The sequence below is a fragment of the Pseudomonas sp. CBS genome, assembly GCF_024734645.1.
In the GTDB taxonomy this organism is placed as follows: Bacteria; Pseudomonadota; Gammaproteobacteria; order Pseudomonadales; family Pseudomonadaceae; genus Aquipseudomonas.
On sequence record NZ_CP102929.1, the window covers coordinates 2451836 to 2477787 of the forward strand.

The following is a 25952-nucleotide window of genomic DNA, read 5'->3' on the forward strand; positions in this document are numbered from 1 at the left end:
GCGGGCTTGCTCGCGAATGCGGTGACTCAGTCGCCGGATGCGTTGAATGACACACCGTATTCGCGAGCAAGCCCGCTCCCACATGAACCCGATTCCTACAGGGGGTTAGCCGTTGGCTGCGGTCTTCTTGTCCAGTTCGGTGATGCGCTGTTGCAGCTTCGCGAGGTCGGCGTCGATATCCGCGAGCTTCCTGGCCTTGTCAGCCGCTTCCAGCTTGTCGTCGGCGCTGATGGTGGTGCGCTGCTTGAACAGCTCCAGTTGGCGGATCGGCAACAACTGGTCGTCGCTGGACTTGAGGAACTTGCCCAGTTGCATGTTCTTCAGCACGGCCTTCTCTTCGTCGGTGTCACCGTAGTTGGCGAAGAAGTCGCGGATCTTGGTCTTCTCGCTGTCGCTCAGGGCCTTGCTCCACACCATCGGGTCGGCCGGAATCAGCGGCGACTTCCAGATCACCTTGAGCATCGCGGCTTTGTCCGGCTGGGTAACTTCCAGGCGGTCCCAGCTTTCGGTGTTGAAGGTGGCAACGTCCAACTGCCCTTTGGCCACGCTCAGTGCGTTGACTTCATGGCTGGAGTTGAGGGTGCGCTTGAAGGCGGTGGCGGCGTCGACGTGGTTCTTGGCGAACACGTAGTAGCCGGGTACCAGGTAGCCCGAGGTGGAGTTCGGGTCACCGTTGCCGAAGGTCAGGTTCTTGGCGTTCTTGAGCATGTCTTCAACGTTGTTGATCGGGCTGTCCTTGCGCACGATCAGCACGCTCCAGTAACCGGCAGCCCCGTTGGCGGCGGCGGTCTGGGCGAAGATTTCGCCGTTGGAACGGTCCACCGCTTCCATCGCGGCCTTGTTGCCCAGCCAGGCTACGTCGACCTTGTTGAAGCGCATGCCCTGGATCAGGCCGGCGTAGTCAGAGGCGAAGGTGGCGTTGATGGTCAGGCCGGTCTTCTTGTGCATGTCATCCAGAAAGGGCTGCCAGATGCTCTTGAGGTTCTGCGAAGACTCGGTGGACATGATGCCGAAATTGATCGCCTTGTCGGCGGCCTGGGCATTGCCCATGGCCACGCTGGCTAACAGCACGGCGGACAGAAACACATGACCGATACGGTTCAACATGGAGAGGATTCCTGTGGGTCGTTGGAGGGTTTCAAGCGCGGGCCAGGGCCAACCGTGCGGGGACGACGGGTGTGCGGGTCTGGTCGGAAAACATCAGGCTGGTGTCGACATCGGCACCGTACAAATCGTTGAGGAACTGGCTGCTCAGCTCGCTGGCGTGGCCATCGAAGTGAATCCGCCCGCCCTTGAGGGCCACGGCGCGGGGGCAATAACGCATGGCGTAATCCACCTGGTGCAGGGTGACCACCACGGTCTTGCCGTCGCGGCCGTTGATGTCGGCGAGGATCTCCATGACCTTGCGTGCCGACTCCGGGTCCAGGGAGGCGATGGGTTCATCGGCCAGGATCACTTCGGCGCGTTGCGTCAAAGCGCGGGCAATGGCTACGCGTTGCTGCTGGCCGCCGGACAAGGTAGAGGCGCGTTGCGCGGCGAGGTCAGCCAGGCCGACGCGGGCCAGGGATTCCATGGCGAATTGTTTTTCCTCGGCATTGAACAAACCGAGGTTGCCACGCCAGCGCGGCATGCGGCCCAGGCAACCGAGCAGTACGTTGTCGAGCACGCTCAGGCGGTTGACCAGGTTGAACTGCTGGAAGATGTAGCCGATGTCGGCGCGCAGGCGCCGCACCTTGCCATTCAACCGCCCGCTGGCCTGCACTTCCCGGCCCAGCACCTTGACGCTGCCGCCGTTGCTCTTGTCGCAACAGGCCAGGCCCGCGAGGTGGCGCAGCAAGGTGGACTTGCCGGAGCCGGAAGCGCCAATCAGCGCGACCATCTCACCGGTGGCGACGGTGAGTTCGAGGTCGACCAATGCGGATTTTTTCGCAAAGGTCTTGTTCAGATGATCGACATGGATAGCTGGAGTCATGGGCTTCTCTGTCTGGTTGAACAGCCGTCCGTGGCTGCGTTTGAGTTCAAACGACAGTAGGCGCGGGCTGTGTCAGCCCTATGACTTGCACATGACTGGAGTAAAACCGTTTGATGAAGGTTTGATGAAAGGTTGGAAGTAGCTGTAGGACGTTGATCGTTCCCACGCTCTGGGTGGGAATGCCGCCTCGGACGCTCTGCGTCCAGCTGGGGATGGAAGGTTGAAGTCTTGCGCAGTGATGACGCGGAGCGTCACGGGATGCATTCCCACGCAGAGCGTGGGAACGATCCATACCTAACCTGTGGCGAGGGAGCTTGCTCCCGCTGGGCTGCGCAGCGGCCCCAAGCCTGGGTGACACGGTCTGTCAGATGTACTGAAGTGGCTGACTTGGGCCTGCTTCGCAGTCCAGCGGGAGCAAGCTCCCTCGCCACAAGGTCTTCGCCCGGCATTGGAAATGTGCCGGACTGTGGTGCAATAGCTGGCCGCCAATATGTGCAAAAGGACAACGTGATGGGAAAAGACAAGGCATGTCCGGTCATCTTGCGAACCCGCCAATCCCTGGAAATCCTCGCCTTCAAACACCCACTGGCAGGTCTTCAACTGGTCAAGGGCAGCTTGGAGCCTGGCGAAAGTACCGAGGCTGCGGCAGTTAGAGAGTTGCTTGAAGAGGCCGGGATAACCGGCAAGGTGATACGTGACCTGGGCACTTGGCACTCAGCGTCCACGGGGCATACTTGGGCCTTTCACCAATGCCTGCCCCCCGAAGACCTGCCAGATACCTGGACCCATTTTGCGGAGGATGATGGCGGCCACGAGTTCCAGTTCTTCTGGCACCCGCTGGCGAGCGAACCGTCAGAAGAGTGGCATCAGGTGTTTAAAGATGCCCTGGAGTTTCTAAAGCCGCGCCTTGCCGAGATCTAACTGGCAACGTAAATCCAATGTGGGAGCGGGCTTGCTCGCGAAGGCGGTGTATCAGTGCCGGATTTGTTGGCTGAGACGCCGCTTTCGCGAGCAAGCCCGCTCCCACATTTTTGATCCTGTCACCTTGGTATTCCTGCTGCTGGGGGGATTGCCGGGGTGATCCATTGGCTCAGCGCCCCGCACCGCGCAAGGGAACGGGCCTGACGCTATCGCGGGAGTAATCCGATAACGACGTATGAAAAACCGCGAATAACAGTAAACACCTGACTTATCCGGTGCCCGTCCTAGGAAACTTCGGAAATTTTCTGTTTATTTTGCCTGGCTAGAACAACCGGGCTATATCTCATCACGAAGTACTATTCCGACCCATGAGAGAGATAGACAGAATGAGCTGTATTTTTTGCGACATCGTTCAAGGAGTATCCCCTTCGCATGTCATATGGGAAGACGACAGGCACATGTCGTTCCTATCAATCTTCCCAAACACGCAGGGCTTTACGGTAGTCATCCCAAAAATTCATCATGACAGTTACGCCTTCAAGCAGTCGGACTCGACGCTGTGCGAACTCATTGTTGCAGCCAAGAAAACCGCGCTACTGATAGATAAATCCCTGCCAGATGTCGCCCGCACCGGGTTGATCCTGGAGGGATACGGGGTTGACCATCTACACGCGAAGTTGTTTCCAATGCATGGCACCGGCCAAGACAGCACATTCAAAAAGATCAGCTCACGGGTAAACAAGTTCTATGAGGTGTATGAGGGTTATATTTCCTCACACGACTCAAACAGGGCAGATGACGGGGAGCTCGCTGAACTCGCCGCACATATAAGGTCGTTTAAATAAACGACCTTATAGGGCCACTATCAGTCCCGATAAACAGCCAAATTCATTGCGCGTACTGCTTGCTCAACCCCGGCGGTACGCCATGGACATCGGTCTCTTCCCAAGGCCCGTTTGGGCTGATGGAGCGGCTCCAGCCGTTGCTCCAGCGGTAGTAGGTGCGCTGGCGGTAGAACGTATCGGCCTGCTCATCCAGCACGTACACCTGCATCTTGCCGTCCCAGTGGCTGGCCGCGCCCGGTGGCGGAGCGAAGGTCGGCGAGGAGCTCGGCACTGGCTTCGACGGTTTGATCACCGGGCCCGAAGGTTGGGTGCCCGGCTGTGTGCTCGGCTGGGTCGACGGACCTGTCGGTGGAATGGTCGGCCCGGTGGGCGACGGAGGCCGATGGACCGCACAAGCACTCAACCCCAATACCAGGCTGAGCAGGGTGATACGTGCGATAGCGGTCATGGGCATTTCCTCGAATTATTTATCCGGACTGTCGATGGTCAGCTGCTGCAGCGCAGTGGTGCTGCTGGCCAAGGGTTGGCTGCGGCCGATCCACTCGCCAGTTGTCGGAACACCAGCCCGGGATATGCGCGCAACCAGTTGGACTTCGGGAAAGTTGGACAGTTTCAACTGCGGCATCATCGCGTCGCTGTCGCCCAGTTCGACGGTAATCGGCAGGTCGGCCACGGTCACGCGCTTGGCCGCCAATGGCGCCGGCGGGCCTTTGACGGCACGGGCGAAGATGAACACGCTGTCGGTCGGCAAGGCCTTGGCCTTCACATCCGCCGCCAGGTCCACACGCACTTGCATCTGCTTTTGTGCTTTCACGGGCGCCACGCTGCCGCCGCTCTCTCTGAGCTTCTCGGCCGCCCGGTCAATCCCGCCTTGCAGTGCGACACGGGAGTTGTCTTCCGGCGGCAGTTGCGCCAGCAGGCGGTTCCAGTAGTCGATCGCTTCCTGGTAACGCTGGCCTTCAAAGGCGGCGATACCCAGCAGGCCGAGGCTGGTGACTTCTTTCGGATCGAGTTTCAGTGCTTCGTCGGTCAGGGCCTGGACCTTGGGCGACCACTGTTTGTTGTCGGCAAAGTACTGGGCCTGGGCCCATTGGCCGAGCAACTCCGGCTGGCGACCGGCCAAAGCCACGGTGCGCTCGAAGACTTTGGCCGCATCGGCGGAACGGTCCTGGGCCATGTAGGCGCGACCGAGGAAGTACAGGCCTTCCGGCGAATCCGGTTGGGCGGCAGCGGCGCGCTCAAGGCGGCGGGTCATGTCTTCCATAGACACCGGCGGCTGGGAGAATTCGCGGGTCAGTTCCACCTTGTCGCTGGCCCCGTAATGCAGGTACAGCGCCACGCCCAGTACCGGCACCAGAAAGGCCGCGAGCAACGGCAACGGTTTGCCGAGGCGCGATTCCCGGGGCTTTTCCACACCTTCGGTATCCGCCAGCAACTCACGGGCCGCTTCAGCGCGACCGCTGTCCAGTTGGGCCGCATCCAGCACGCCTTCGGACTGCTGGGTTTGCAGTTCCGCCACACGTTCTTGATACAGCGCCACGTTCAGCGCGGTACGATCCTCTTCACGCTGGGCGCGGCGGCCGCGTAACACCGGGATCAGCAGGAAACTCAAGGCAATCAGAAGCAGCAGACCGGCTGCGAGCCAGAAATCAATCATCAGTTTTTTTGTCCAGCAGTTGGTCGAGGCGTTGACGCTCTTCGACGGAAAGCGAGTCCGAGCCATCGGCCGGGGCGACACGACGGCGGCGCACAATCACCGCCATCACCACGACACCGGCGAGCAACAAACCGGCCGGGCCGAACCACAGCAACGCGGTCTTGCCGGTGAGCGCCGGCTTGTAGCGCACGAAGTCACCGTAGCGGTCGACCATGAAGTCGATGATCTGCTGATTGTCCTTGCCCTCGCCGAGCATGCGGAAAATCTCTTTGCGCAGGTCGGCGGCGATCGGCGCGTTGGAGTCGGCGATGTCCTGGTTCTGGCACTTGGGGCAGCGCAGTTCCTTGGTCAGTTCGCGAAAACGCTCGCGGTCACCGTCCTTGGCAAATTCGTAAGTGTCGATGGCTGCGTGAGCCACGCCGACCATGCTCAAGCCCAATACAGCGGCGGCTAACCAACGCTTCATGGCTTGGCCTCATCCACCAGCGCCTGGTACTTGGCGGCCAGTTGCTCGCGCCACACCACTTCGTCGATCACGCCTACGTACTTGTCGCGGATCACGCCCTTGGCGTCGATGAAGAAGGTTTCCGGGGCGCCGTATACGCCGAGGTTCAGGCCGAGGTTGCCGTCTTCGTCGCGGATATCCAACTGGTACGGGTTGTGGAATTCCGCCAGCCACTTCAGGGCGGCAGCGTTGTCGTCCTTGTAGTTGATGCCGTAGATCACCACGCCCTTCTCCGCCAGCTTGTTCAGCACCGGATGCTCCACGCGGCAGGAAATGCACCAGGTGCCCCACACATTGACCAGCGCCGGTTTGCCCAGCAAGTCAGCCTGGGTCAGGGTTTTGTCGCCCTGCACCGTCGGCAGCGAGAACGCCGGGAATGGCTTGCCGATCATGGCCGACGGCAACTCGGCCGGGTCCAGGTACAGCCCGCGATACAGGAACACCGCCACCACCAAAAACGCCGCCAGCGGTAACACCATCAACCAACGCTTCATACCGCCGCTCCTTGCAGACCGAGGGCTTCACGCACCCGGCTCTTGACCTTGACCCGGTAGCGCCGGTCCATCGCTGCCAGCAAACCACCGAACCCGGTGAGCAAGCCACCGAACCAGATCCAGCGCACAAACGGTTTGACGTGGACCCGCACGGCCCAGGCGCCATCGCCCAGTGGTTCACCCAGGGCGACGTAAAGGTCGCGGGTGAAACCGGCGTCGATCCCGGCTTCGGTCATCATCGAGCTTTGCACGGTGTACAGGCGTTTTTCCGGGTGCAACACCGCGATTTCCTTACCGTTGCGCACGACGCGTACGGTGCCTTTGTCGGAGGTGAAGTTCGGCCCTTCGAAGTGCTTGGCGCCTTCGAAAATGAAGTGGTAACCGGCCAGGTCCATGGACTCGCCGGGTGCCAGGCGCAGGTCGCGCTCGGCACTGTTCTGGCTGGACAACACCACGCCCAACGCACACACGGCGATGCCGATATGGGCGACCTGCATGCCCCAGTAGCTGCGGGTCATGGTCGGCAGGCCTTTGATCAAACCTTTGTGGCGGGTCTTGTCGATCAGGTCACGCACGCCGGCCAGCAATACCCAGGCAGCCAGCATGAAGGTGGCGAGCACGGCCCAGTTGAAGTCGCCGTAGGCAATACCGGCGATCACGGCCAGCGCGGCGCTGCCGAGCAGTACCGGGGTGAGCATGCCCACCAGCCATTTCACCGGGGTGTCTTTCCAGCGCACCAGGACGCCGACCGCCATCACTACCATCAACAGCGCCATCAACGGGATGAACAGTGCGTTGAAGTACGGCGGGCCGACGGACAGTTTGGCGCCGCTCAGGGCATCCAGCACCAGCGGGTACAGGGTGCCCAGCAGGATCATCGAAGCCGCCACCACCAACACCAGGTTATTGCCCAGCAGCAGGGTTTCCCGGGACCAGAGGTTGAAGCCGACATGGCTCTTGACCACTGGCGCGCGCAACGCAAACAACGTCAACGAGCCGCCGACCACAAACAACAGGAAGATCAGGATGAACACGCCGCGCTCCGGGTCGGAGGCAAACGCGTGAACCGACGTCAGTACGCCCGAACGCACGAGGAACGTACCCAGCAGGCTCAGGGAAAACGCGGCGATGGCCAGCAACACGGTCCAGCTTTTGAACACGCCGCGTTTTTCCGTGACTGCCAGCGAGTGAATCAGCGCCGTGCCCACCAGCCAGGGCATGAAGGAGGCGTTTTCCACCGGGTCCCAGAACCACCAGCCGCCCCAGCCGAGTTCGTAGTAGGCCCACCACGAGCCCAGGGTGATGCCGATGCCGAGGAACGCCCAGGCGACGATGGTCCATGGCCGCGACCAGCGCGCCCAGGCGGCATCGAGACGCCCGCCGAGCAAGGCGGCGATGGCGAAGGCGAAGGCGACCGAGAAACCGACATACCCCATGTAGAGCATCGGCGGGTGCACGATCAGGCCGATGTCTTGCAGCAGCGGGTTGAGGTCATGGCCGTCTACCGGGATCTGCGGCAGGATGCGGGTGAACGGGTTGGAGGTCATGATCAGGAACAGCAGGAAGCCGATGCTGATCATGCCCATCACCGCCAGCACCCGGGCCAGCATGACTTGCGGCAGTTGGCGGGAGAAGATCGAGACAGCAAAGGTCCAGCCGCCGAGGATCAACGCCCACAGCAGCAACGAACCTTCGTGGGCACCCCACACGGCGCTGAACTTGTAGTACCAGGGCAAGGCGCTGTTGGAGTTGTTGGCGACGTAGGCGACGGAAAAGTCGTCGGTCATGAAGGCGTAGGTCAGGCAACCGAAGGCGAACACCAGAAAGGCGAACTGGCCCCAGGCGGCCGGCTGAGCCAGGCTCATCCACAAACGGTCACCACGCCAGGCACCCAGCAACGGGACCACGGCCTGGACGATGGCAAAGCACAGGGCGAGGATCATCGCCAACTGGCCCAGCTCTGGAATAAACAATGCGGACGTCATGACTTAGCCCTCCTTGGCGGGGGTCGGGGCGGATTGGCCGCTGTCTTTGAGGGCCTTGGTGACTTCCGGCGGCATGTATTTTTCATCGTGCTTGGCCAGCACTTCGTCAGCCACTACCACGCCGTCGGCGTTGAGCTTGCCGAGGGCGACGATGCCCTGCCCTTCGCGGAACAGGTCCGGGAGGATGCCGCGGTAGGTGATGGTCACGGATTTGTTGAAGTCGGTGACGATGAATTTCACGTCCAGGGAGTCGCCGGAACGTTGCAGCGAGCCCTTCTCGACCATGCCACCGGCGCGGATTCGCGTGTCCAGCGGCGCTTCGCCGTTGGCGATCTGGGTCGGGGTGTAGAACAGGTTGATGTTCTCCCGCAGGGCGCTCAGGGCCAGGGTCACGGCAATGCCGACACCGGCCATGATGGCCAGGATGATCAACAGACGCTTTCTACGCAGCGGATTCACTTTTCGGTCTCCCGGCGCAAACGACGCGCCTCTTGTTGCAGGTAACGCTTGCGGGCCAGGATCGGCGCGGCGACGTTGAGGGCCAGCACCGCCAGGCAGATGCCATAGGCCGTCCAGACATACAGGGCGTGATGGCCCATGGCGAGAAAATCACTGAAAGAGTTGAAGCTCATCCACGGGCTCCCAGGCTGTTTTGCACTTCGGCCTTGACCCAACTGGTGCGGGCTTCACGCTTGAGCACTTCGAGGCGCATGCGCAGCAGCAGCACCGCGCCGAAAAAGCAGTAGAACCCCAACACCATCAGCAGCAGCGGCGCCCACATTTCCACGGGCATTGCCGGCTTTTCGGTGAGGGTGAAGGTGGCGCCCTGGTGCAGGGTGTTCCACCACTCCACCGAGTATTTGATGATCGGGATGTTGATCACGCCGACAATCGCCAGCACCGCGCAGGCCTTGGCGGCGCTGTCACGGTTGCTGATGGCGTTGCCCAGGGCAATCAGGCCGAAATACAGGAACAGCAGGATCAGCATCGAGGTGAGGCGCGCGTCCCAGACCCACCACGAACCCCAGGTCGGCTTGCCCCAGATCGCGCCGGTGACCAGCGCCACGGCGGTCATCCAGGCACCGATGGGCGCGGCGCATTGCAGGGCGACGTCCGCCAGCTTCATCTTCCACACCAGGCCGACGATGCCGCACACCGCCAGCATCACGTAGCAGGACTGGGCCAGCATCGCGGCAGGCACGTGGATGTAGATGATGCGAAAGCTGTTGCCTTGCTGATAGTCCGGCGGCGCGAAGGCCAGGCCCCAGACCAGGCCGATGCCGATCAGCAATACGGCGGCGATGCTCAACCACGGCAGCAGTTTGCCACTGATGCCGTAAAACCATTTGGGCGAGCCGAGCTTGTGAAACCAGGTCCAGTTCATGCTGTTTCCATCACGGTTGCTTCTCGTCGTTGCGAGAAGCTTAGGGTCTTTACTGGTTAAGGTTCTATCGCTTAACCAGACCTCATTATTCGCCGACGCTGATCTTCAGGCCAGCCGCTATAGCAAAGGGTGTCAGGGTTACCGCCAGGGCGGCCAGGCTGCCAAGCCACAGGAGGTAACCGGTCGCCGGCATGCCCTGGAGCGCGGCTTGCAAAGCACCGCTGCCCAGGATCAACACCGGGATATACAAAGGCAAAATCAGCAGGGCCAACAACAGGCCGCCGCGTTTCAAACCGACCGTCAGCGCCGCACCCACGGCGCCCAGTAGACTGAGTACCGGCGTGCCAAGCAACAAGGAAAGGAGCAACACCGGCAGGCACTCGGTGGGCAATCCCAGCATCATCGCCAGCAACGGCGCGAGCAATACCAGCGCCAGGCCGGAAAACACCCAGTGTGCCAGTACCTTGGCCAATACCAGAAGTGGCAGGGGGTGCGACGAAAGGACCCACTGCTCAAGGGAACCATCTTCAAAATCACTGCGAAACAGCCCGTCCAGCGAGAGCAGGACCGACAAAAGCGCCGCCACCCAGACCAGTCCCGGAGACAAGGTTTGCAACAGTTTAGTCTCGGGGCCCACCGCCAACGGGAACAGCGCGATCACAATTGCGAAGAACACCAGCGGGTTGGCCAATTCGGCCGGGCGGCGACAGAGTAACCGCGCTTCGCGGGCAACCAACAGGGCAAAAACACTCATACCGCCCACCGGCCCAGGTCGAGGTCGCGGTAACCGGCGGGCATGCGCGTCAACGTGTGGTGAGTGGTCAGGACCACCATGCCGCCCTGCTCGCAGTGCGCGGCAAGGTGTTCTTCCAACTGGGCGACGCCTTGTTTGTCGAGGGCGGTGAAGGGTTCGTCGAGAATCCATAGCGGCGGGCCGTCCAGATACAAACGGGCCAGGGCCACGCGGCGCTGCTGGCCGGCGGACAGGGTGTGGCAGGGAACGTCTTCGAAACCCTTCAGGCCAACGGCGGCGAGGGCCTGCCAGATCGCCTCGCGGCTTGCGGGATGATGCAGGGCGCTGAGCCAGCTGAGGTTTTCTTCGGCGGTGAGCACATCCTTGATGCCGGCGGCGTGGCCGATCCAGATCAGGTTGCGCGCCAGCTCGGTGCGTTGCTCGTGCAATGGTTTGCCGTTGAGCCGCACTTCCCCCGCCGTCGGCTGCATCAGGCCGGCCAACAGGCGCAACAGGCTGGTCTTGCCGCTGCCGTTGGGGCCGCTGACCTGCACCATGTCGCCGCCCGCCAGACGCAGTTCGAGGTGTTCGAACAGCATCCGCAGGTCACGTTCACAGGCGAGCGCTACGGCTTCTAGAAGAGGGCTGGTCAAGAGATCGCGGGCCTTTACGGTTCAAGTCGGCGGTGGAACGGCCGTTAAAGAGATGCACATTAACTGCTTTGGCGACCGTTTTTAGAGAGCTGGATCAATCAGTTGTGTTGTTTTTAACGCTCTCTTTGAAGACGGGCGGCATTATACATGTGATGCCCTACTCTAAAGAGGGCAATTTCCCTTGAGACGGCGCGCACGATGACCGGTGAGATCAATCTTCCCACGCTTCCCCCGACGCTGCCGGCCGGGCCTGCGCCCGCGCCTGCGACGGGGGAGTTGCTGAAACTGCTGGAGCCGCAGACCGGCCTGATTGACCCCGGAAAAACCGTGAATGCCGAGGTGCTGGCGCTGAAACAAGGCGGCGATGCCTTTCAGTTGCTGCTCAAGCTGACCCTGGAAGGCGGCCGGCAAACCCTGGTGCAGGCCAGCAGCAGCCAGCCGCTGCCGTTGGGCGCCCAGGTGGAAGTCAGCCAGACGTCGTCGGGCAACTTGTCCATCAGCCTTCAGCAGGCGTTGAGTTCCAGCGTGGCCGCGCTGACACGCATCGACACCTCCCAATTGCCGGTGGGCACCCTGCTGCAAGGCAAGGTGCTGACCACCCAGGCGCTGCCCCAGGGCGCCAACCAGCCGGTGGTGTATCGCTCGCTGGTGTCGGTGCTCAATAACGTCCTCAGCGGCGCGACCCTGACCGTCGAAAGCCCGCAGCCATTGCGCATCGGCAGCCTGCTCAGCGCCGTGGTGCAAAGTGCCCAGACCTTGAGCTTTGTGCCCCTGAGCGGGCGCCAGGACCAACTGGTCGTGGCCCAGCAACTCTCCACCCAACAAAGCCGCCAGGGTTCGCTGGACGTGGTGTTCACCGCGCTGCAAAGCCTGCCGGCGACCAGCAGCGACAGCACCTCGGTCGATTTGCGTGCCGCCGCCGAGCGATTGCTGGCGAGCCTGCCCGACCTGGCCCAAGCCAGTAATCCGAAGGTACTGGCGCAACTGATCCAGAACAGCGGCACATTCCTCGAAGCCAAGCTGCTCGCCGGGCAAAACCCGCAGATACCGCCGCTGGACATGAAAGGTGCCCTGCTGCGCTTCGTCGCCGACCTGCTGCCGGCCCTGCCCGCCAACACCAATCTCAATGCGATCCTGGCGTCCAACACCCTGGCGCAACTGTTGCCCAGCTTCGTGCGCAGCCCGTTGGGCACCCTCGGCCAGGTCGGCGCCCGCCAAGCGCCCGCCGGCTTTCCGCTGCCGGATCGGCTGATGCAACGCCTGGAAGGTGAGAGCGACCTGGAAAACCTGCTGCGCCTGGCCGCCGGCGCGATTTCCCGCCTGCAAAGCCATCAGCTGTCGAGCCTGGAACAAACCGGCACCACCGCCGATGGCAAGCTCTTGACCACCTGGCAGTTGGAAATCCCGATGCGTACCTTGCAGGACATCGTGCCGTTGCAGGTCAAGTTCCAGCGTGAAGAACCCGCCCCCGACAAGGATCAGCCGGAACGCAAGGACACCAAGGACCCCAAGCAAATGCTCTGGCGCGTGGAGATGGCCCTCGACATGGAGCCCCTGGGCCCGTTGCAGGTCCAGGCGCAACTGAGCCAGGGCAAACTGTCGAGCCAGCTGTGGGCGACCCGTCCGTTCACCGCCAGCCTGATCGAAAGCCACTTGGGCAGCCTGCGCGAGCGCCTGGTGTCGTCGGGGCTCAACGTCGGCGACCTGGACTGCCACCTCGGCACCCCGCCGCACGGCCCGAAAACCGGACTGGAACAACGCTGGGTGGATGAAACCGCATGAAAAACCCCAACCCGCCGCGCCAGGCCATTGCCCTCAAATACGACGGGCAACAAGCACCGACCCTGACAGCCAAGGGCGACGACGCCCTGGCCGAAGCCATCCTCAAGCTGGCCCGTGAAAACGAAGTGCCGATCTACGAAAATGCCGAGCTGGTCAAATTACTGGCGCGCATGGAGTTGGGCGATAGCATCCCGGAAGAGCTGTACCGCACCGTCGCCGAGATCATCGCGTTTGCCTGGACGCTGAAGGGCAAGTTCCCGGTGGGCTACGACCCGGACGCGGGGCCGGTGGAGCGGGATGTGACGGAAAGAGGCGACGATTATTAATGTGGGAGCGGGCTTGCTCGCGAATGCAGCGTATCAGTCAATACATCTGAGACTGATCCAGCGCTTTCGCGAGCAAGCCCGCTCCCACACTTGATTTGCCCACATTAAGCCGTAACAACGGCGGATTAATCTGTCGCGAACCCTTAATCCCGGAGCGCGGCAGTTGAAACGGATTTCAATCCTGGTGGCACTGAGTCTTTGTGTGTTTTCCCTGACGGCAACGGCCAGCAACGAGGCCCATGACTACCTCACGGCCTGTCGCGAAGCCAGGAAGCAATCGCCGGATGCACCACCGTCCTACCAGGCCGCCTATTGCCTCGGCATCACCACGGGCGTGCTGAGGACGCTGGAATACAAAGATGAATTCACCCGCAGAAACCGCCGCCTTTGCCAGCCGGAAAACCTGGAGCCAGGGCATTTGGTAGAGATGGTTCTGGAGTACAGCAAGAAATACCCTGCGGCAGAGCGAAGTGGCACGACCCGGCTGGTGAGGGGCGCAATTACCGAGCGCTATCCGTGCCCGAAGAGAAACAACACGCTCTAGCGGAAGCCGCAGCCGCTGATGTATAGCAATTATATCTTTCAAGGTATAGATTATCCCGAACTCGATAGTTCAGGATAAAACCCATGAGCCCTACCCGCCCGATCCTCAGTCGAAAGCTACTCGCCGAAGCGCTCGCCCGTGATTTGGCGGGCGAGTCATTTGCCGATTACAGCTCCGGCATGTTCCTCGCGGCCCCCCGGCGTACGGGCAAGAGTACATTCCTGCGCAACGACCTCATCCCCGAATGCAAGGCCCGAGGCTGGCTGCCGGTGTACGTGGACCTCTGGATGAACCGCGAAATCGACCCCGCCGAGCTGATCTCCGGTGCCATCGGCAAAGCCCTGGGCGAGTTCGAAAGCGCGGTGAGCAAGGCGGCCAAGAAAGCCGGTATCGAGAAGATCAGCCTGCTGCGCACCTTGAGCTGGGATTTCACCAAGCCTCAATTGCCCGCCGGCACCACGCTCACCCATGCGCTGGACGTGCTGCACCAGGTCTCGGGGCAAATGATCGTGCTGATCGTCGACGAAGCCCAGCACGCCCTCAACAGCGAGGGTGGCGTGAACGCAATGTTCGCGCTCAAGGCTGCACGAGACCATCTCAACGGCAGCAGCACCACAGATGGCCTGCGCCTGGTCTTCACCGGGTCCAGCCGGGACAAACTGGCCAACCTGGTCCTCAAGAGCAAACAACCGTTTTTCGGCGCCCACATCACGCCATTCCCGTTGCTGAGCCGCGACTTTGTGGAGTTCGTGACGGACCTGTGGAACCAGCGCCTGGCCGCGACCAACCAGTTCAACCTTGAGGATATGGACTACGCGTTCCAGCTCGTCGGCCGGCGCCCGGAGATGCTCAACAAACTGTTGACCGAAGTCAGCGTGGGTCTTGGCGAAGCCAGCAATCTTGGCGAGTTGCTGAGGACGGGAGCACTGAATCACCAGGCCGGAATCTGGAGCGACTACGAGAGCGCCTACAACGACCTGTCACCCTTGCAACAAGCGGTGCTGGAAGTGATGGGCGAACGAACCCTGAGCAAGCAAGCGTTCTCGCCGTTTGCGGAAAAAACCTTCCAGGATGTGAACCGCAAGCTGGAGCAGGCCCAGGTCGAGCCGAATGCGAGCACGCCAAACGTTCAAAAAGCGCTGGAAGTACTGCGGGAGAAGGAGTTGGTCTGGAAAGCCAACCGTGGTGAATATGCGCTCGAAGACTCGACCATGGCCGAATGGCTGAGCAACCGGCACCAGCTATAAGCGGCAAGCCAACCCGCTTGCCGCTCTTAGCCGTCAGCTGTCCTTGTGCAACCGGCTCATCAACTGCGCTTCAGCCTGGGTCAACCCACAGGACTGGGTCAACTCATCCACCGTCGCGCCCATGCCCACCAGCTTCGCCGCCTGGGCGAATGACAGGCTCGACGGGTCACGCTGCTCCAGTGCCGACAGCTTGTCCGGCAACGGCGCCAGCACCGAACGCAACTCGTGCACTTCATCCCCTACACGCACCGCGCTCTGCTGGAAGTGGTCGACGCGCTTGACCAGTTCCAGGATGCGCCGGTCGCGCACGGCGTCGCGCTCGGCCTGTTGCATGGCCAATTCCCGTTGCTGGCGCACGTAGCGCAGCAGGAAGCCCAAGGTCCCGGCCCACAAGATGGCCAGGACGATCACCGCTACCTCAAGGAACAATCAGATATTCTCCAGATCCTGCCATTCTTCTTCGCTCATCATCTTGTCCAGCTCAACCAGAATCAGCAGCTCGCCGTTCTTGTTGCAGACACCCTGGATGAACTTGGCCGACTCTTCGTTGCCGACGTTCGGCGCGGTCTCGACTTCAGATTGGCGCAGGTAAACCACTTCCGCCACGCTGTCGACCATGATCCCGACCACTTGCTTGTCGGCTTCGATGATCACAATGCGGGTGTTGTCGTTGACCTCGGTCGGCACCAGGCCAAAACGCTGGCGAGTGTCGATCACGGTCACCACGTTGCCGCGCAGGTTGATGATGCCCAGCACGTAGCTTGGGGCACCCGGCACCGGAGCGATTTCGGTGTAGCGCAGCACTTCCTGCACGCGCATCACGTTGATGCCGTAGGACTCGTTGTCCAGCTTGAAGGTGACCCATTGCAGGATTGGATCATCCATACCTTGTGCGGACACTGACTTGTTCATACTCCAGACCCCTTCAAATACCGTTGGTTACGGTGTGTGTTCTTGGGCAGCGCTATAGCGCTGCTGCTTGTTATCAAGTGCGTTTGTTGAGCGGCATCGCTTTTACCGCGCCGCTGGCAATCAACTCCGCCAGTTCGGCGACGTCCAGCAATGCGCACATGTGTTCGATCACAGTGCCCGCCAGCCATGGCCGCTGGCCCCGGTGGCTGCGCCATTTGATTTCGTTCGGGTCCAGGCGCAATGAGCGGCTGACCTGATGCACTGCGAGCCCCCACTCGTAGCCCTGGACCGAAATAACGTATTGCAGGCCCTGGCGGAAATCATCCCGATAGCGATCGGGCATTACCCAACGCGCGGTGTCCAGTACCTTCAAGTTGCCCTGCTGGCTCGGCAGGATCCCGAGGAACCATTCCGGCTGGCCGAACAGCGGCGTCAACTCCTGGCCTTCCAGGGAGTAGATCGAGCCCAGGCACACCAGCGGCACCGCCAGGGTCAGCCCGGCGACGTCGAACAGCAAACATTCGAACGGCTCGGCGGCCCACGCCGGCCGACCATCGCCCTGTACCGGCGGCGGGGTAATGCTCGGCGGAAGGTGAACCTCAACCACCGGCGCGATCACCACAGGCGCAACAGGCTCCGGCACGGCCACCGGTTCCGGCACCGCTACGGGAACCACCAACGCATCACGGGCCTGCTCTTCCAGGACCGCCAGTTGAAACTCGTCCAGGGCCGCGGGTGTTGGCTCGATGACTTCATCGAGGATCAGAATCGGCTCCGGCATTTCCTCGGTCGCTTCCTGGAGCAAGGCGTCCAGGTAGGACTCCAGCGCCAGTTGCGGCCGGGTCTTGAAATCAACGGGACGGTTCATCTGTATGCCCACGCGCAAGCCCCACCAACCCTGTACTCAAAGGTTATCGGCCTGTAAGTGTCCGGACTTGAATCGAGAGCCGGTTTTGTCGCGAAAACTGCGGCGTCTGCATCGCTGGCAAGCCAGGCTCCTACAATGATCATCACGCCACCTGCGCCACAAGTTGCTGGGACAACAGGTGCTTGAGCAACGCCCGATACGCCAGCACGCCACGGCTCTTGCCGTCGAATTGCGAAGGCGTCAGCCCTGCCCGGCTCGCATCCCGCAGGCGCGTGTCCACCGGGATGTAGCCTTGCCAGATGGTGTCCGGATAGGCGTCGCGCAATACCCGCAAGGTGCCGAGGGACGCCTGGGTACGGCGGTCAAACAGGGTCGGCACGATGCTGAACGGCAACGCCTGTTTGCGCGAGCGATTGATCATCGCCAGGGTGCTGACCATGCGCTCCAGGCCTTTGACGGCCAGGTGCTCGGTCTGCACCGGAATCACCAGCTGTTGGCTGGCGGCCAGGGCGTTGACCATCAGCACACCCAGCAACGGCGGGCTGTCGATGATCGCGTAGTCGAAGTCCTGCCACAGCTGCGCCAGGGTCTTGGCGATCACCAGGCCCAGGCCGCTCTGCCCCGGCGACTGGCGCTCAAGGGTGGCCAGGGCGGTGCTGGACGGCAGCAACGAGATCTTTTCATTGCTGGTAGGCAGCATCAGTTGGCCCGGCAAATCCGCCGGCACACTGCCCTTGTGCAGGAACAGGTCGTAGCAACTGTGCTCCAAGGCATCCGGGTCGTAGCCGAAATAGCTGGTCATGGAGCCGTGGGGGTCCAGGTCGACCACGACCACACGCTTGCCGGCCTCTGCCAGCAAGCCGGCCAAGGCGATGGACGTGGTGGTTTTACCGACACCACCCTTTTGATTGGCAACTGCCCAGACTCTCATTCGGATTGTTCCTCCCGGCAGGCACAGGCTCGACCGAGAAATGGCATAGGGTTATAGAGCCGGTGACGGAGAATTGACGGCACTCCCGCGAACCGGCGCCTTTACGGGCGCTGGTGCAGTTTGTGTGCCAGCCCGCTTCAACGCGGCATCCGGTGTTGCATTGGCGGTGCCGGTACCGGTCAGGCTGCGGCGCACATCCAGGTTGCGCGACACCACCAGCACCACCCGACGGTTACGCGCACGGCCTTCCGCCGTGGCGTTATTGGCCACCGGCTGGAACTCGCCATACCCCACAGACGCCAGGCGCCCGGGGTTCACGCCCTGCATCGCCAGCATCCGCACAATACTCGCCGCGCGGGCCGAAGACAGCTCCCAGTTGGTCGGATACTGCGCCGTGCTGATCGGCAGGTTATCGGTGAACCCTTCAACGTGGACCGGGTTTTCAAACGGCTTCAGGATCGCCGCCACCTTGTCGATGATGGTGAACGCCTGGTCGCTGGGCATCGCATCGGCGCTGGCGAACAGCAGGCTGGAATTCAGCTCGATTTCCACCCACAACTCATTGCCGCGCACGGTCATCTGGTTGGAGCTGATCAAGTCGCCAAAGGCTGCACTGATGTTATCGGCGATGCTTTTCAGCGGGTCACTGGTGCCACCGATGCCGGCGGCGGTTTCATCGCTGTCGTTGACCAGCGGTTTGGCCGGGGTCACGGTCTTGGGGCGTTCTTCGCCGATGGGAATCGGCTTGAGGGCGCGGTCAGCGTCGTTGAACACGCCGATCAGCGCCTGGGAAATGACTTTGTACTTGCCTTCGTTGATCGAGGAAATGGAGTACATCACCACAAAAAACGCGAACAACAGCGTAATGAAGTCGGCGTAGGACACCAGCCAGCGTTCATGGTTGACGTGTTCTTCAGGCTCGCGGCGGCGACGGCTCACAGGCGACTCCCTCGACCAAACGAATCACCTGTAGGAGCGAGCTTGCTCGCGAAAAACCCAAGAGCAACGCGTTCCTCCAGGAAGCCCGCGTTATCGTTGACCATTTTCGCGAGCAAGCTCGCTCCTACACGGTTCATGTACATCAATCCATGAAGCCCTGGAGCTTCAATTCGATGGAGCGCGGGTTTTCACCCTCGGCAATCGAGAGGATACCTTCCAGCAACATCTCGCGATAACGCGACTGGCGCATGGCGATCGACTTGAGCTTGCTGGCCACCGGCAACAACACCAGGTTGGCACTGGCCACACCGTAGATGGTGGCGACGAACGCCACGGCGATCCCGCTGCCCAGTTGCGACGGATCGGCCAGGTTGCCCATCACGTGGATCAAGCCCATCACCGCACCGATGATGCCGATGGTCGGCGCATAGCCGCCCATGCTTTCAAAGACCTTGGCGGCATTGATGTCGCGGCTTTCCTGGGTGTAGAAATCCACTTCCAGGATGCTGCGAATCGCTTCCGGCTCGGCGCCGTCCACCAGCAATTGCAGGCCTTTGCGTGCGTAGCTGTCGGGCTCGGCATCGGCCACGCCTTCCAGGCCCAGCAGGCCTTCCTTGCGCGCCGTGAGGCTCCAGTTGACCACCCGGTCGACGCCGCCCGGCAGGTCGACACGTGGCGGGAAGATGATCCAGATAAGGATCTGCATCGCGCGTTTGAACGAACTCATGGGCGACTGCAGCAAGGCTGCGCCCACGGTGCCGCCGATCACAATCAACGCTGCCGGGCCGTTGGCCAGGGCACCCAGATGGCCGCCTTCGAGGTAGTTGCCGCCGATAATCGCGACAAACGCCATGATGATGCCAATCAGGCTCAATACATCCATTACAGGCAGGCCTCCACCAGGTGCTTGCCGATGTCGTCGAGGCTGTAGACGGCGTCGGCCAGGTCGGCTTTGACGATGGCCATGGGCATGCCATAGATCACGCAGCTGGCTTCATCCTGGGCCCAGATCGCGCTGCCGCCCTGCTTGAGCAGGCGTGCGCCTTCGCGACCGTCGGCGCCCATGCCGGTCAACACCACCGCCAGAACTTTGTCGCCGTAGGACTTGGCCGCTGAACCGAAGGTGATATCCACACACGGTTTGTAGTTCAGGCGCTCGTCACCCGGCAGGATTTTGATCGCACCACGGCCATCGACCATCATCTGCTTGCCGCCAGGGGCCAGCAGCGCGAGGCCCGGGCGCAGGATGTCGCCATCCTCGGCTTCCTTGACGCTGATGCGGCACAGCTTGTCCAGGCGCTCGGCGAAGGCCTTGGTGAACGCGGCCGGCATGTGCTGGATCAACACGATCGGCGCCGGGAAGTTGGCCGGCAACTGGGTCAACACCCGCTGCAAGGCAACCGGGCCGCCGGTGGAGGTACCGATGGCCACCAGCTTGTAGGCTTTGCGCTTGGGTGCTGGCGAATGCGCGGTGGGCGCAGCCGTACGCACAGGCGCTGCGGCCGGGCGCGCAACCGGCGCAGGCGCCGGGCGACCAAAGGTGCTCGGGGCGGCCGGTGGCGGTGTAACAGGTGCCGGTGCCGGCGCACTGAACAGGCTGCGACGGTTACTGCGGGAGATGCTGTGCACCTTCTCGCAGAGCATCTGCTTGACCTTCTCGGGATTGCGCGAGATGTCTTCGAAATTTTTCGGCAGGAAGTCCACCGCGCCGGCGTCCAGCGCATCCAGGGTGACCCGGGCGCCTTCGTGGGTCAGCGAGGAGAACATCAACACCGGAGTCGGGCAGCGCTGCATGATGTGCCGCACCGCCGTGATGCCGTCCATCATCGGCATCTCGTAGTCCATGGTGATCACGTCTGGCTTGAGGGCCATGGCCTGATCGATCGCCTCTTTGCCGTTGGTGGCCGTGCCGACCACCTGGATATTGGAATCCGATGAAAGAATTTCCGAGACGCGGCGGCGGAAGAAACCTGAATCGTCCACCACCAGGACCTTGACTACCATAAACACTCCGTTAGGCCGGGCGAGGGACAACCGCCCTGCCCGGGCCGAATCAAATACGCCGTGCGGCGTAACGCTTGAGCATGCTCGGAACATCCAGAATCAGCGCGATCCGACCGTCACCGGTAATGGTCGCACCCGACATGCCCGGGGTTCCCTGCAGCATTTTGCCCAAAGGCTTGATGACCACTTCTTCCTGGCCCACCAGTTGATCGACCACGAAGCCGATACGCTGGGTGCCCACGGAAAGAATCACCACATGGCCTTCGCGCTGCTCTTCATGCTTGGCCGAAGCCACCAGCCAGCGCTTGAGGTAGAACAGTGGCAGCGCCTTGTCGCGCACGATCACCACTTCCTGGCCGTCCACCACGTTGGTGCGCGACAGGTCGAGGTGGAAGATTTCGTTGACGTTGACCAGCGGGAAGGCAAACGCCTGGTTGCCCAGCATCACCATCAGGGTCGGCATGATCGCCAGGGTCAACGGCACCTTGATGACGATCTTCGAGCCCTGGCCCTTGGTCGAGTAGATGTTGATCGAGCCGTTGAGCTGGCTGATCTTGGTCTTCACCACGTCCATGCCCACGCCACGGCCCGACACGTCGGAAATCTCGGTCTTGGTGGAGAAGCCCGGGGCGAAGATCAGGTTGTAGCACTCGGTGTCGGTGAGACGGTCGGCGGCGTCCTTGTCCATCACGCCGCGCTTGACCGCGATGCCCCGCAGGATATTCGGGTCCATACCTTTGCCGTCATCGGTAATCGACAGCAGGATATGGTCGCCTTCCTGTTCGGCCGCCAGGATCACTTTGCCCAGGCGGTTCTTGCCCGAGGCTTCACGTTCTTCCGGGGACTCGATGCCGTGGTCGACTGCGTTGCGCACCAAGTGGACCAGCGGGTCGGCCAGGGCCTCGACAAGGTTTTTGTCGAGGTCGGTTTCTTCACCCACCAGTTCCAGGTTGATCTCTTTCTTGAGCTGGCGTGCCAGGTCGCGAACCAGACGCGGGAAGCGGCCGAAGACTTTCTTGATCGGCTGCATCCGGGTCTTCATGACGGCGGTTTGCAGGTCGGCGGTGACCACGTCGAGGTTCGACACGGCCTTTTGCATGGCCTCATCGCCGCTGTTCAGGCCCAGGCGCACCAGGCGGTTACGCACCAGCACCAGTTCGCCGACCATGTTCATGATGTCGTCCAGGCGCGCGGTATCAACCCGCACGGTGGTTTCGGCTTCACTGGCCGGTTGCTTATCCGGGGCCGGGGCAGCAGCGGCACGCGCGGGTGCCGGGGCAGGTTTTGCAGCCACTGGTGCAGCGGCCTTGGCGGCCACCGGGGCTGGCGTTGCCACCGCAGCGGCAGCTGTAGCAGCCGGTGCAGCAGCGCCGACCACTTCGGTGAACTTGCCCTTGCCGTGCAGTTCATCCAGCAGGGCTTCGAATTCGTGATCGGAGATCAGTCCATCGGCGGCCGGTGCAGCGGCAGCAGTAGCAGCAGCGGGTGCTGCAGGAGCGGCGGCGGTTGCGGCGGTCGCGGCGACTTCCGGCAGTGCATCGGCAGCAAACGAGCCTTTGCCATGCAACTGGTCCAGCAGCGCTTCAAATTCGTCGTCGGTGATTTCGTTGCTGGCAGGCGCCGCGGCTTCCGTAGGCGCTGGCGCTGCGGCCACCGCGTCCGGGGCAAACTGGCCCTTGCCGTGCAACTGGTCGAGCAACGACTCGAACTCGGCGTCGGTAATGTCTTCAGTGGTCGGCACCATGGCCGGCGTACTGGCCGCCGGAGCTTCGGCTTCGGCCTTGACGGCGTTCAGCGAGTCCAGCAGTTGTTCAAATTCGCTGTCGGTCACGTCGCCCGCGGGCTCGGCGACAGGCTCAGCCACCGCTTCGACCACCGGCGCATTGGCCGCAGGTTCCGCCAGGCGCGCCAGGGCGGCCAGCAGTTCCGGAGTGGCGGCCGTGATCGGTGCACGTTCGCGCACTTCACTGAACATGCCGTTGACCGCGTCCAGCGCTTCCAGGATCACGTCCATCAGTTCCGAGTCGACGTGTCGCTCACCCTTGCGCAGGATGTCGAACACGTTCTCGGCGATGTGACAGCACTCCACCAGCTCGTGGAGCTGGAGGAAGCCGGCGCCCCCTTTTACAGTGTGAAAACCGCGAAAAATTGCATTGAGCAGGTTCGCATCATCCGGTCGGCTTTCCAGCTCGACCAGTTGTTCCGACAGTTGCTCTAAAATTTCGCCGGCCTCTACAAGGAAATCCTGAAGGATTTCTTCATCGGCGCCGAAGCTCATGGGTGTGCTCCTTAGAAGCCTAAACTGGACAGCAAATCGTCTACGTCGTCTTGCCCGGATACAACGTCTTCACGTTTATCGGCATGAATCTGCGGACCTTCACCCTTGGCGAGGTGTTTTTGTGGATCTTTTTCAGAAAGGATCGCTTCGCGGTCATGTTCGATGCCGGCAAACCGGTCAACTTGACCCGCCATCAACACCAGTTTGAGCAGGTTGCTCTCCACTTCGGTGACCAGTTGGGTCACGCGTTTGATCACCTGACCGGTGAGATCCTGGTAGTCCTGGGCCAGCAGAATGTCATTCAGGTTGCTGGAAACCGTGCGGTTTTCCTGCTCACTGCGGGACAAAAAGCCTTCAACCCGACGCGCCAGCTCACGAAACTCTTCAGCGCCCACTTCCCGACGCATGAACCGGCCCCAGTCAGTGCTCAGGGCCTTGGCTTCACTGGCCATACCGTTGACCAGAGGCGTGGCGTTTTCCACCAGGTCCATGGTGCGGTTGGCCGCCGCCTCAGTCAGCCTGACCACATAGGACAGGCGTTCGGTGGCATCCGTGATCTGCGAGATTTCTTCGGCCTGGGGCATGTGCGGGTCAATCTGAAAATTGACAATCGCACTGTGCAACTCACGCGTGAGCTTGCCCACTTCCTGGTACAGGCCGCGGTCACGGGTCTGGTTGAGCTCATGGATCAACTGCACCGCGTCACCGAAATGGCCTTTTTCAAGGCTTTCGACAAGTTGGTGAGCATGTTTTTTCAGGGTCGACTCAAAGTCGGCCTGCGATGATTCTTTATGCTCCATAGCTCCCCCGTGGCAGCATCAATGACCGATGCGTTCGAAGATCTTTTCGATCTTCTCTTTCAAGGCCAGTGCAGTGAATGGCTTGACCACGTAGCCGTTAACCCCGGCTTGGGCGGCTTCGATGATCTGTTCACGCTTGGCTTCAGCGGTCACCATCAGCACAGGCAGGCTGCGCAGTTTTTCATCAGCGCGCACGTGGCGCAGCAGATCGATACCGGTCATGCCCGGCATGTTCCAGTCTGTTACCAGAAAGTCGATGCTCCCGCTGTTGAGGATCGGAATCGCCGTAATGCCGTCATCCGCCTCGACCGTGTTAGTGAACCCAAGGTCACGCAACAGGTTTTTTATGATCCGCCGCATCGTTGAGAAGTCATCAACGATGAGGATTTTCATGTTCTTGTCCAATTCGACCTCCAAGCAGTCTTAAACGCGCCCAGCACCTGGGCGCGCCATATCAATCAACAGGCGTTACACAAAAAGGACTACCGGGGGCGCACCACGGGCCAAGCCCGTCCGGGCGCAGAGCCTGGACGGTATCGTTCGCAGTGTCCCCACACTGCCTGTCAGCGCGCTCGCCACTCTCCCAAACGCCCCCGCAAGCGGGCCGCGCACTGGCTGTGTAACTGGCTGACTCGCGATTCGCTGACCCCCAGGACCTCACCGATTTCCTTGAGGTTCAGCTCTTCGTCGTAGTACAGCGCCAACACCAGTCGCTCACGCTCCGGCAAATTGGCAATCGCGTCCGCCAGCGCACGCTGGAAGCGTTCATCTTCCAGATCGCGTGACGGTTCGAGATGAGCACTCGCGCCGTCCTCGTGCAGCCCTTCATGTTCGCCGTCCTGCAAAAGGTCGTCGAAACTGAACAGGCGGCTGCCCAAGGTATCGTTCAAAATCCCGTAATAATCGTCGAGACTCAATTGGAGTTCGGCCGCAACTTCGTGATCTTTAGCGTCGCGACCGGTTTTTGCTTCAATTGAGCGAATTGCGTCACTCACCATCCGCGTATTGCGGTGTACCGAACGCGGCGCCCAATCACCTTTACGCACTTCATCGAGCATGGCTCCACGGATACGAATCCCCGCGTAGGTCTCGAAACTCGCGCCCTTGCTCGCGTCGTATTTGGTCGACACTTCGAGCAAGCCGATCATCCCGGCCTGGATCAAGTCTTCGACCTGGACACTGGCGGGCAAGCGCGCCAGCAAGTGATAGGCAATGCGCTTGACCAGGGGCGCATAGCGCTCGATCAATTCGACCTGACTGTCACGTGCCGACTTCTTGTAAAGGTTGTAGCCGCTGGCTGTCATAGCACCGGTCCTGCGCTCGTCTGATGCACCAATCGCTCGACGAAAAACTCCAGATGCCCCCGAGGGTTGGCGGGCAACGGCCAGGTATCGACCTTCTGGGCAATAGCCTTGAACGCCAATGCGCACTTCGAACGAGGGAACGCTTCATAGACCGCACGCTGCTTTTGCACGGCCTTGCGTACGCACTCGTCGTAGGGAACTGCACCAACGTATTGTAAGGCGACATCGAGGAAGCGATCTGTGACCTTGGTCAACTTGGCGAACAGATTGCGCCCTTCCTGCGGGCTTTGGGCCATGTTGGCCAGCACGCGGAAGCGGTTCATGCCGTAGTCGCGGTTGAGCAGCTTGATCAGGGCGTAGGCGTCGGTGATCGAGGTTGGTTCATCGCACACCACCAGCAATACTTCCTGGGCTGCGCGCACGAAGCTGACCACGGATTCGCCGATCCCGGCGGCGGTGTCGATCACCAGCACGTCGAGGTTGTCGCCGATGTCGCTGAACGCCTGAATCAGGCCGGCATGCTGCGCCGGGCTCAGGTGCACCATGCTCTGGGTGCCGGAAGCGGCCGGCACGATGCGAATCCCGCCAGGGCCTTGCAACAGTACGTCGCGCAGCTCACAGCGGCCTTCGATCACATCGGCCAGGGTATGTTTGGGCGTCAGTCCCAGCAGAACGTCAACGTTCGCCAGACCCAGGTCAGCATCCAGCAGCATGACGCGACGGCCAAGCTCTGCCAGAGCCAGGGACAAATTCACTGACACGTTAGTTTTCCCGACGCCACCTTTGCCGCCGGTCACCGCGATCACCTGTACGGGATGCATGCTGCCCATTTTATTTCTTTACCTTGTCTTGCTTAGACGCAGGCTAC

Annotated in this window: 30 protein-coding genes; 6 read left to right on the top strand and 24 right to left on the bottom strand. The window is 61.4% G+C overall.

From position 1 onward, the window contains the following. Window positions 1-105: 105 nt before the first annotated feature. Both phnD and phnC read right to left on the bottom strand, forming a co-directional pair. Entirely contained in the window at window positions 106-1107 is a 1002-nt protein-coding gene (gene phnD, locus NVB75_RS10835; RefSeq protein ID WP_258347139.1) for a phosphonate ABC transporter substrate-binding protein, read from the bottom strand. 31 nt (window positions 1108-1138) lie between these two features. Further along, window positions 1139-1972, bottom strand: coding sequence for a phosphonate ABC transporter ATP-binding protein (gene phnC, locus NVB75_RS10840; RefSeq protein WP_258347140.1), 834 nt, complete (start codon window positions 1970-1972; stop codon window positions 1139-1141). A 510-nt stretch (window positions 1973-2482) separates the two neighbouring features. On the opposite strand from phnC, the gene NVB75_RS10845 reads away from it, so the two are divergent. Together NVB75_RS10845 and NVB75_RS10850 are read left to right on the top strand one after the other, a co-directional pair. Next, on the top strand, window positions 2483-2893 hold the full coding sequence (locus NVB75_RS10845; protein WP_258347141.1) for an NUDIX domain-containing protein: 411 nt from the start codon (window positions 2483-2485) through the stop codon (window positions 2891-2893). Between the two features lie 386 nt (window positions 2894-3279). Beyond that, the gene (locus NVB75_RS10850; RefSeq protein ID WP_258347142.1) at window positions 3280-3738 is read left to right on the top strand and encodes an HIT family protein; all 459 of its coding nucleotides are present in this window, start codon (window positions 3280-3282) and stop codon (window positions 3736-3738) included. Window positions 3739-3781: 43 nt separating this feature from the next. Here the strand turns inward: NVB75_RS10850 and NVB75_RS10855 are convergent, their stop codons facing one another. The 10 genes from NVB75_RS10855 to ccmA form a co-directional block, all read right to left on the bottom strand. Continuing rightward, window positions 3782-4186, bottom strand: coding sequence for a hypothetical protein (locus NVB75_RS10855; protein ID WP_167663638.1), 405 nt, complete (start codon window positions 4184-4186; stop codon window positions 3782-3784). Window positions 4187-4201: 15 nt separating this feature from the next. Beyond that, on the bottom strand, window positions 4202-5395 hold the full coding sequence (gene ccmI / locus NVB75_RS10860) for a c-type cytochrome biogenesis protein CcmI (RefSeq protein WP_258347143.1): 1194 nt from the start codon (window positions 5393-5395) through the stop codon (window positions 4202-4204). After that, window positions 5388-5861 (bottom strand): cytochrome c-type biogenesis protein, encoded by a 474-nt coding sequence (locus tag NVB75_RS10865; protein ID WP_258347144.1) that lies wholly within the window; start codon window positions 5859-5861, stop codon window positions 5388-5390. Before NVB75_RS10865 ends, ccmI begins: the two co-directional genes overlap by 8 nt. After that, on the bottom strand, window positions 5858-6394 hold the full coding sequence (locus tag NVB75_RS10870; protein WP_008434782.1) for a DsbE family thiol:disulfide interchange protein: 537 nt from the start codon (window positions 6392-6394) through the stop codon (window positions 5858-5860). Before NVB75_RS10870 ends, NVB75_RS10865 begins: the two co-directional genes overlap by 4 nt. Further along, window positions 6391-8379, bottom strand: a complete 1989-nt coding sequence (locus NVB75_RS10875; RefSeq protein WP_003210631.1) for a heme lyase CcmF/NrfE family subunit — start codon at window positions 8377-8379, stop codon at window positions 6391-6393. Before NVB75_RS10875 ends, NVB75_RS10870 begins: the two co-directional genes overlap by 4 nt. 3 nt (window positions 8380-8382) lie before the next feature. Then, window positions 8383-8838 (bottom strand): cytochrome c maturation protein CcmE, encoded by a 456-nt coding sequence (ccmE, locus tag NVB75_RS10880; RefSeq protein ID WP_008434786.1) that lies wholly within the window; start codon window positions 8836-8838, stop codon window positions 8383-8385. Continuing rightward, on the bottom strand, window positions 8835-9011 hold the full coding sequence (gene ccmD / locus NVB75_RS10885) for a heme exporter protein CcmD (RefSeq protein ID WP_008434788.1): 177 nt from the start codon (window positions 9009-9011) through the stop codon (window positions 8835-8837). The genes ccmE and ccmD overlap by 4 nt, the downstream gene beginning before the upstream one ends. After that, window positions 9008-9763 carry a heme ABC transporter permease gene (locus tag NVB75_RS10890; protein ID WP_003210634.1) on the bottom strand — a complete coding sequence of 252 codons (756 nt, stop codon included), beginning with the start codon at window positions 9761-9763 and terminating at the stop codon, window positions 9008-9010. Before NVB75_RS10890 ends, ccmD begins: the two co-directional genes overlap by 4 nt. 85 nt (window positions 9764-9848) lie before the next feature. Beyond that, on the bottom strand, window positions 9849-10517 hold the full coding sequence (gene ccmB, locus NVB75_RS10895) for a heme exporter protein CcmB (protein ID WP_093207517.1): 669 nt from the start codon (window positions 10515-10517) through the stop codon (window positions 9849-9851). Then, entirely contained in the window at window positions 10514-11095 is a 582-nt protein-coding gene (ccmA, locus tag NVB75_RS10900; protein WP_003210636.1) for a cytochrome c biogenesis heme-transporting ATPase CcmA, read from the bottom strand. The genes ccmB and ccmA overlap by 4 nt, the downstream gene beginning before the upstream one ends. A gap of 252 nt (window positions 11096-11347) precedes the next feature. Between ccmA and NVB75_RS10905 the strand changes: the two genes are divergently transcribed. From NVB75_RS10905 to NVB75_RS10920, 4 genes are all read left to right on the top strand, one after another. Continuing rightward, window positions 11348-12931 carry a flagellar hook-length control protein FliK gene (locus NVB75_RS10905; RefSeq protein ID WP_258347146.1) on the top strand — a complete coding sequence of 528 codons (1584 nt, stop codon included), beginning with the start codon at window positions 11348-11350 and terminating at the stop codon, window positions 12929-12931. Continuing rightward, window positions 12928-13257, top strand: coding sequence for an EscU/YscU/HrcU family type III secretion system export apparatus switch protein (locus NVB75_RS10910; RefSeq protein WP_003210638.1), 330 nt, complete (start codon window positions 12928-12930; stop codon window positions 13255-13257). The genes NVB75_RS10905 and NVB75_RS10910 overlap by 4 nt, the downstream gene beginning before the upstream one ends. 163 nt (window positions 13258-13420) lie before the next feature. Then, complete coding sequence (locus NVB75_RS10915) at window positions 13421-13801, top strand: Rap1a/Tai family immunity protein (RefSeq protein ID WP_258347147.1); 381 nt, start codon at window positions 13421-13423, stop codon at window positions 13799-13801. Between the two features lie 83 nt (window positions 13802-13884). Next, window positions 13885-15048: a hypothetical protein gene (locus NVB75_RS10920; RefSeq protein WP_258347148.1), complete on the top strand. Its 1164-nt coding sequence runs from the start codon at window positions 13885-13887 to the stop codon at window positions 15046-15048. Window positions 15049-15081: 33 nt separating this feature from the next. On the opposite strand, the gene NVB75_RS10925 is transcribed toward NVB75_RS10920, so the two are convergent. The 12 genes from NVB75_RS10925 to fleN form a co-directional block, all read right to left on the bottom strand. Continuing rightward, on the bottom strand, window positions 15082-15477 hold the full coding sequence (locus NVB75_RS10925; RefSeq protein WP_076015167.1) for a DUF2802 domain-containing protein: 396 nt from the start codon (window positions 15475-15477) through the stop codon (window positions 15082-15084). Further along, complete coding sequence (locus tag NVB75_RS10930) at window positions 15478-15960, bottom strand: chemotaxis protein CheW (protein WP_177023221.1); 483 nt, start codon at window positions 15958-15960, stop codon at window positions 15478-15480. A 73-nt stretch (window positions 15961-16033) separates the two neighbouring features. Continuing rightward, window positions 16034-16828 (bottom strand): CheW domain-containing protein, encoded by a 795-nt coding sequence (locus NVB75_RS10935; RefSeq protein WP_258347149.1) that lies wholly within the window; start codon window positions 16826-16828, stop codon window positions 16034-16036. Window positions 16829-16970: 142 nt separating this feature from the next. After that, window positions 16971-17759, bottom strand: a complete 789-nt coding sequence (locus NVB75_RS10940) for a ParA family protein (RefSeq protein ID WP_076015165.1) — start codon at window positions 17757-17759, stop codon at window positions 16971-16973. A gap of 51 nt (window positions 17760-17810) precedes the next feature. After that, window positions 17811-18698: a flagellar motor protein MotD gene (motD, locus tag NVB75_RS10945; RefSeq protein ID WP_003210644.1), complete on the bottom strand. Its 888-nt coding sequence runs from the start codon at window positions 18696-18698 to the stop codon at window positions 17811-17813. A 142-nt stretch (window positions 18699-18840) separates the two neighbouring features. Beyond that, window positions 18841-19581 carry a flagellar motor protein gene (locus NVB75_RS10950; RefSeq protein ID WP_017477474.1) on the bottom strand — a complete coding sequence of 247 codons (741 nt, stop codon included), beginning with the start codon at window positions 19579-19581 and terminating at the stop codon, window positions 18841-18843. Then, entirely contained in the window at window positions 19581-20702 is a 1122-nt protein-coding gene (locus NVB75_RS10955) for a chemotaxis response regulator protein-glutamate methylesterase (RefSeq protein WP_258347150.1), read from the bottom strand. The genes NVB75_RS10950 and NVB75_RS10955 overlap by 1 nt, the downstream gene beginning before the upstream one ends. 49 nt (window positions 20703-20751) lie before the next feature. After that, window positions 20752-22980: a chemotaxis protein CheA gene (locus NVB75_RS10960; RefSeq protein ID WP_258347151.1), complete on the bottom strand. Its 2229-nt coding sequence runs from the start codon at window positions 22978-22980 to the stop codon at window positions 20752-20754. An 11-nt stretch (window positions 22981-22991) separates the two neighbouring features. Continuing rightward, window positions 22992-23780, bottom strand: a complete 789-nt coding sequence (locus NVB75_RS10965; protein WP_017477471.1) for a protein phosphatase CheZ — start codon at window positions 23778-23780, stop codon at window positions 22992-22994. A gap of 18 nt (window positions 23781-23798) precedes the next feature. Continuing rightward, window positions 23799-24173: a chemotaxis response regulator CheY gene (locus tag NVB75_RS10970; RefSeq protein WP_005790040.1), complete on the bottom strand. Its 375-nt coding sequence runs from the start codon at window positions 24171-24173 to the stop codon at window positions 23799-23801. Between the two features lie 170 nt (window positions 24174-24343). Continuing rightward, on the bottom strand, window positions 24344-25084 hold the full coding sequence (gene fliA, locus NVB75_RS10975) for an RNA polymerase sigma factor FliA (protein WP_003214541.1): 741 nt from the start codon (window positions 25082-25084) through the stop codon (window positions 24344-24346). Beyond that, on the bottom strand, window positions 25081-25914 hold the full coding sequence (gene fleN, locus NVB75_RS10980) for a flagellar synthesis regulator FleN (RefSeq protein WP_003192912.1): 834 nt from the start codon (window positions 25912-25914) through the stop codon (window positions 25081-25083). The genes fliA and fleN overlap by 4 nt, the downstream gene beginning before the upstream one ends. Window positions 25915-25952: the final 38 nt, after the last annotated feature.

Coding starts and splice junctions, on each gene's coding strand:
- fliA (WP_003214541.1), bottom strand. CDS start 25,084: ATGACAGCCAGCGGCTACAACCTTTACAAGAAGTCGGCACGTGACAGT.
- ccmD (WP_008434788.1), bottom strand. CDS start 9,011: ATGAGCTTCAACTCTTTCAGTGATTTTCTCGCCATGGGCCATCACGCC.
- NVB75_RS10870 (WP_008434782.1), bottom strand. CDS start 6,394: ATGAAGCGTTGGTTGATGGTGTTACCGCTGGCGGCGTTTTTGGTGGTG.
- NVB75_RS10970 (WP_005790040.1), bottom strand. CDS start 24,173: ATGAAAATCCTCATCGTTGATGACTTCTCAACGATGCGGCGGATCATA.
- NVB75_RS10935 (WP_258347149.1), bottom strand. CDS start 16,828: ATGAACCGTCCCGTTGATTTCAAGACCCGGCCGCAACTGGCGCTGGAG.
- NVB75_RS10955 (WP_258347150.1), bottom strand. CDS start 20,702: ATGGTAGTCAAGGTCCTGGTGGTGGACGATTCAGGTTTCTTCCGCCGC.
- NVB75_RS10845 (WP_258347141.1), top strand. CDS start 2,483: ATGGGAAAAGACAAGGCATGTCCGGTCATCTTGCGAACCCGCCAATCC.
- NVB75_RS10875 (WP_003210631.1), bottom strand. CDS start 8,379: ATGACGTCCGCATTGTTTATTCCAGAGCTGGGCCAGTTGGCGATGATC.
- NVB75_RS10960 (WP_258347151.1), bottom strand. CDS start 22,980: ATGAGCTTCGGCGCCGATGAAGAAATCCTTCAGGATTTCCTTGTAGAG.
- NVB75_RS10965 (WP_017477471.1), bottom strand. CDS start 23,780: ATGGAGCATAAAGAATCATCGCAGGCCGACTTTGAGTCGACCCTGAAA.
- phnC (WP_258347140.1), bottom strand. CDS start 1,972: ATGACTCCAGCTATCCATGTCGATCATCTGAACAAGACCTTTGCGAAA.
- ccmI (WP_258347143.1), bottom strand. CDS start 5,395: ATGATTGATTTCTGGCTCGCAGCCGGTCTGCTGCTTCTGATTGCCTTG.
- ccmB (WP_093207517.1), bottom strand. CDS start 10,517: ATGAGTGTTTTTGCCCTGTTGGTTGCCCGCGAAGCGCGGTTACTCTGT.
- NVB75_RS10905 (WP_258347146.1), top strand. CDS start 11,348: ATGACCGGTGAGATCAATCTTCCCACGCTTCCCCCGACGCTGCCGGCC.
- fleN (WP_003192912.1), bottom strand. CDS start 25,914: ATGGGCAGCATGCATCCCGTACAGGTGATCGCGGTGACCGGCGGCAAA.
- NVB75_RS10950 (WP_017477474.1), bottom strand. CDS start 19,581: ATGGATGTATTGAGCCTGATTGGCATCATCATGGCGTTTGTCGCGATT.
- NVB75_RS10920 (WP_258347148.1), top strand. CDS start 13,885: ATGAGCCCTACCCGCCCGATCCTCAGTCGAAAGCTACTCGCCGAAGCG.
- NVB75_RS10940 (WP_076015165.1), bottom strand. CDS start 17,759: ATGAGAGTCTGGGCAGTTGCCAATCAAAAGGGTGGTGTCGGTAAAACC.
- NVB75_RS10910 (WP_003210638.1), top strand. CDS start 12,928: ATGAAAAACCCCAACCCGCCGCGCCAGGCCATTGCCCTCAAATACGAC.
- NVB75_RS10850 (WP_258347142.1), top strand. CDS start 3,280: ATGAGCTGTATTTTTTGCGACATCGTTCAAGGAGTATCCCCTTCGCAT.
- NVB75_RS10930 (WP_177023221.1), bottom strand. CDS start 15,960: ATGAACAAGTCAGTGTCCGCACAAGGTATGGATGATCCAATCCTGCAA.
- phnD (WP_258347139.1), bottom strand. CDS start 1,107: ATGTTGAACCGTATCGGTCATGTGTTTCTGTCCGCCGTGCTGTTAGCC.
- NVB75_RS10865 (WP_258347144.1), bottom strand. CDS start 5,861: ATGAAGCGTTGGTTAGCCGCCGCTGTATTGGGCTTGAGCATGGTCGGC.
- NVB75_RS10855 (WP_167663638.1), bottom strand. CDS start 4,186: ATGACCGCTATCGCACGTATCACCCTGCTCAGCCTGGTATTGGGGTTG.
- ccmA (WP_003210636.1), bottom strand. CDS start 11,095: ATGCTGTTCGAACACCTCGAACTGCGTCTGGCGGGCGGCGACATGGTG.
- NVB75_RS10890 (WP_003210634.1), bottom strand. CDS start 9,763: ATGAACTGGACCTGGTTTCACAAGCTCGGCTCGCCCAAATGGTTTTAC.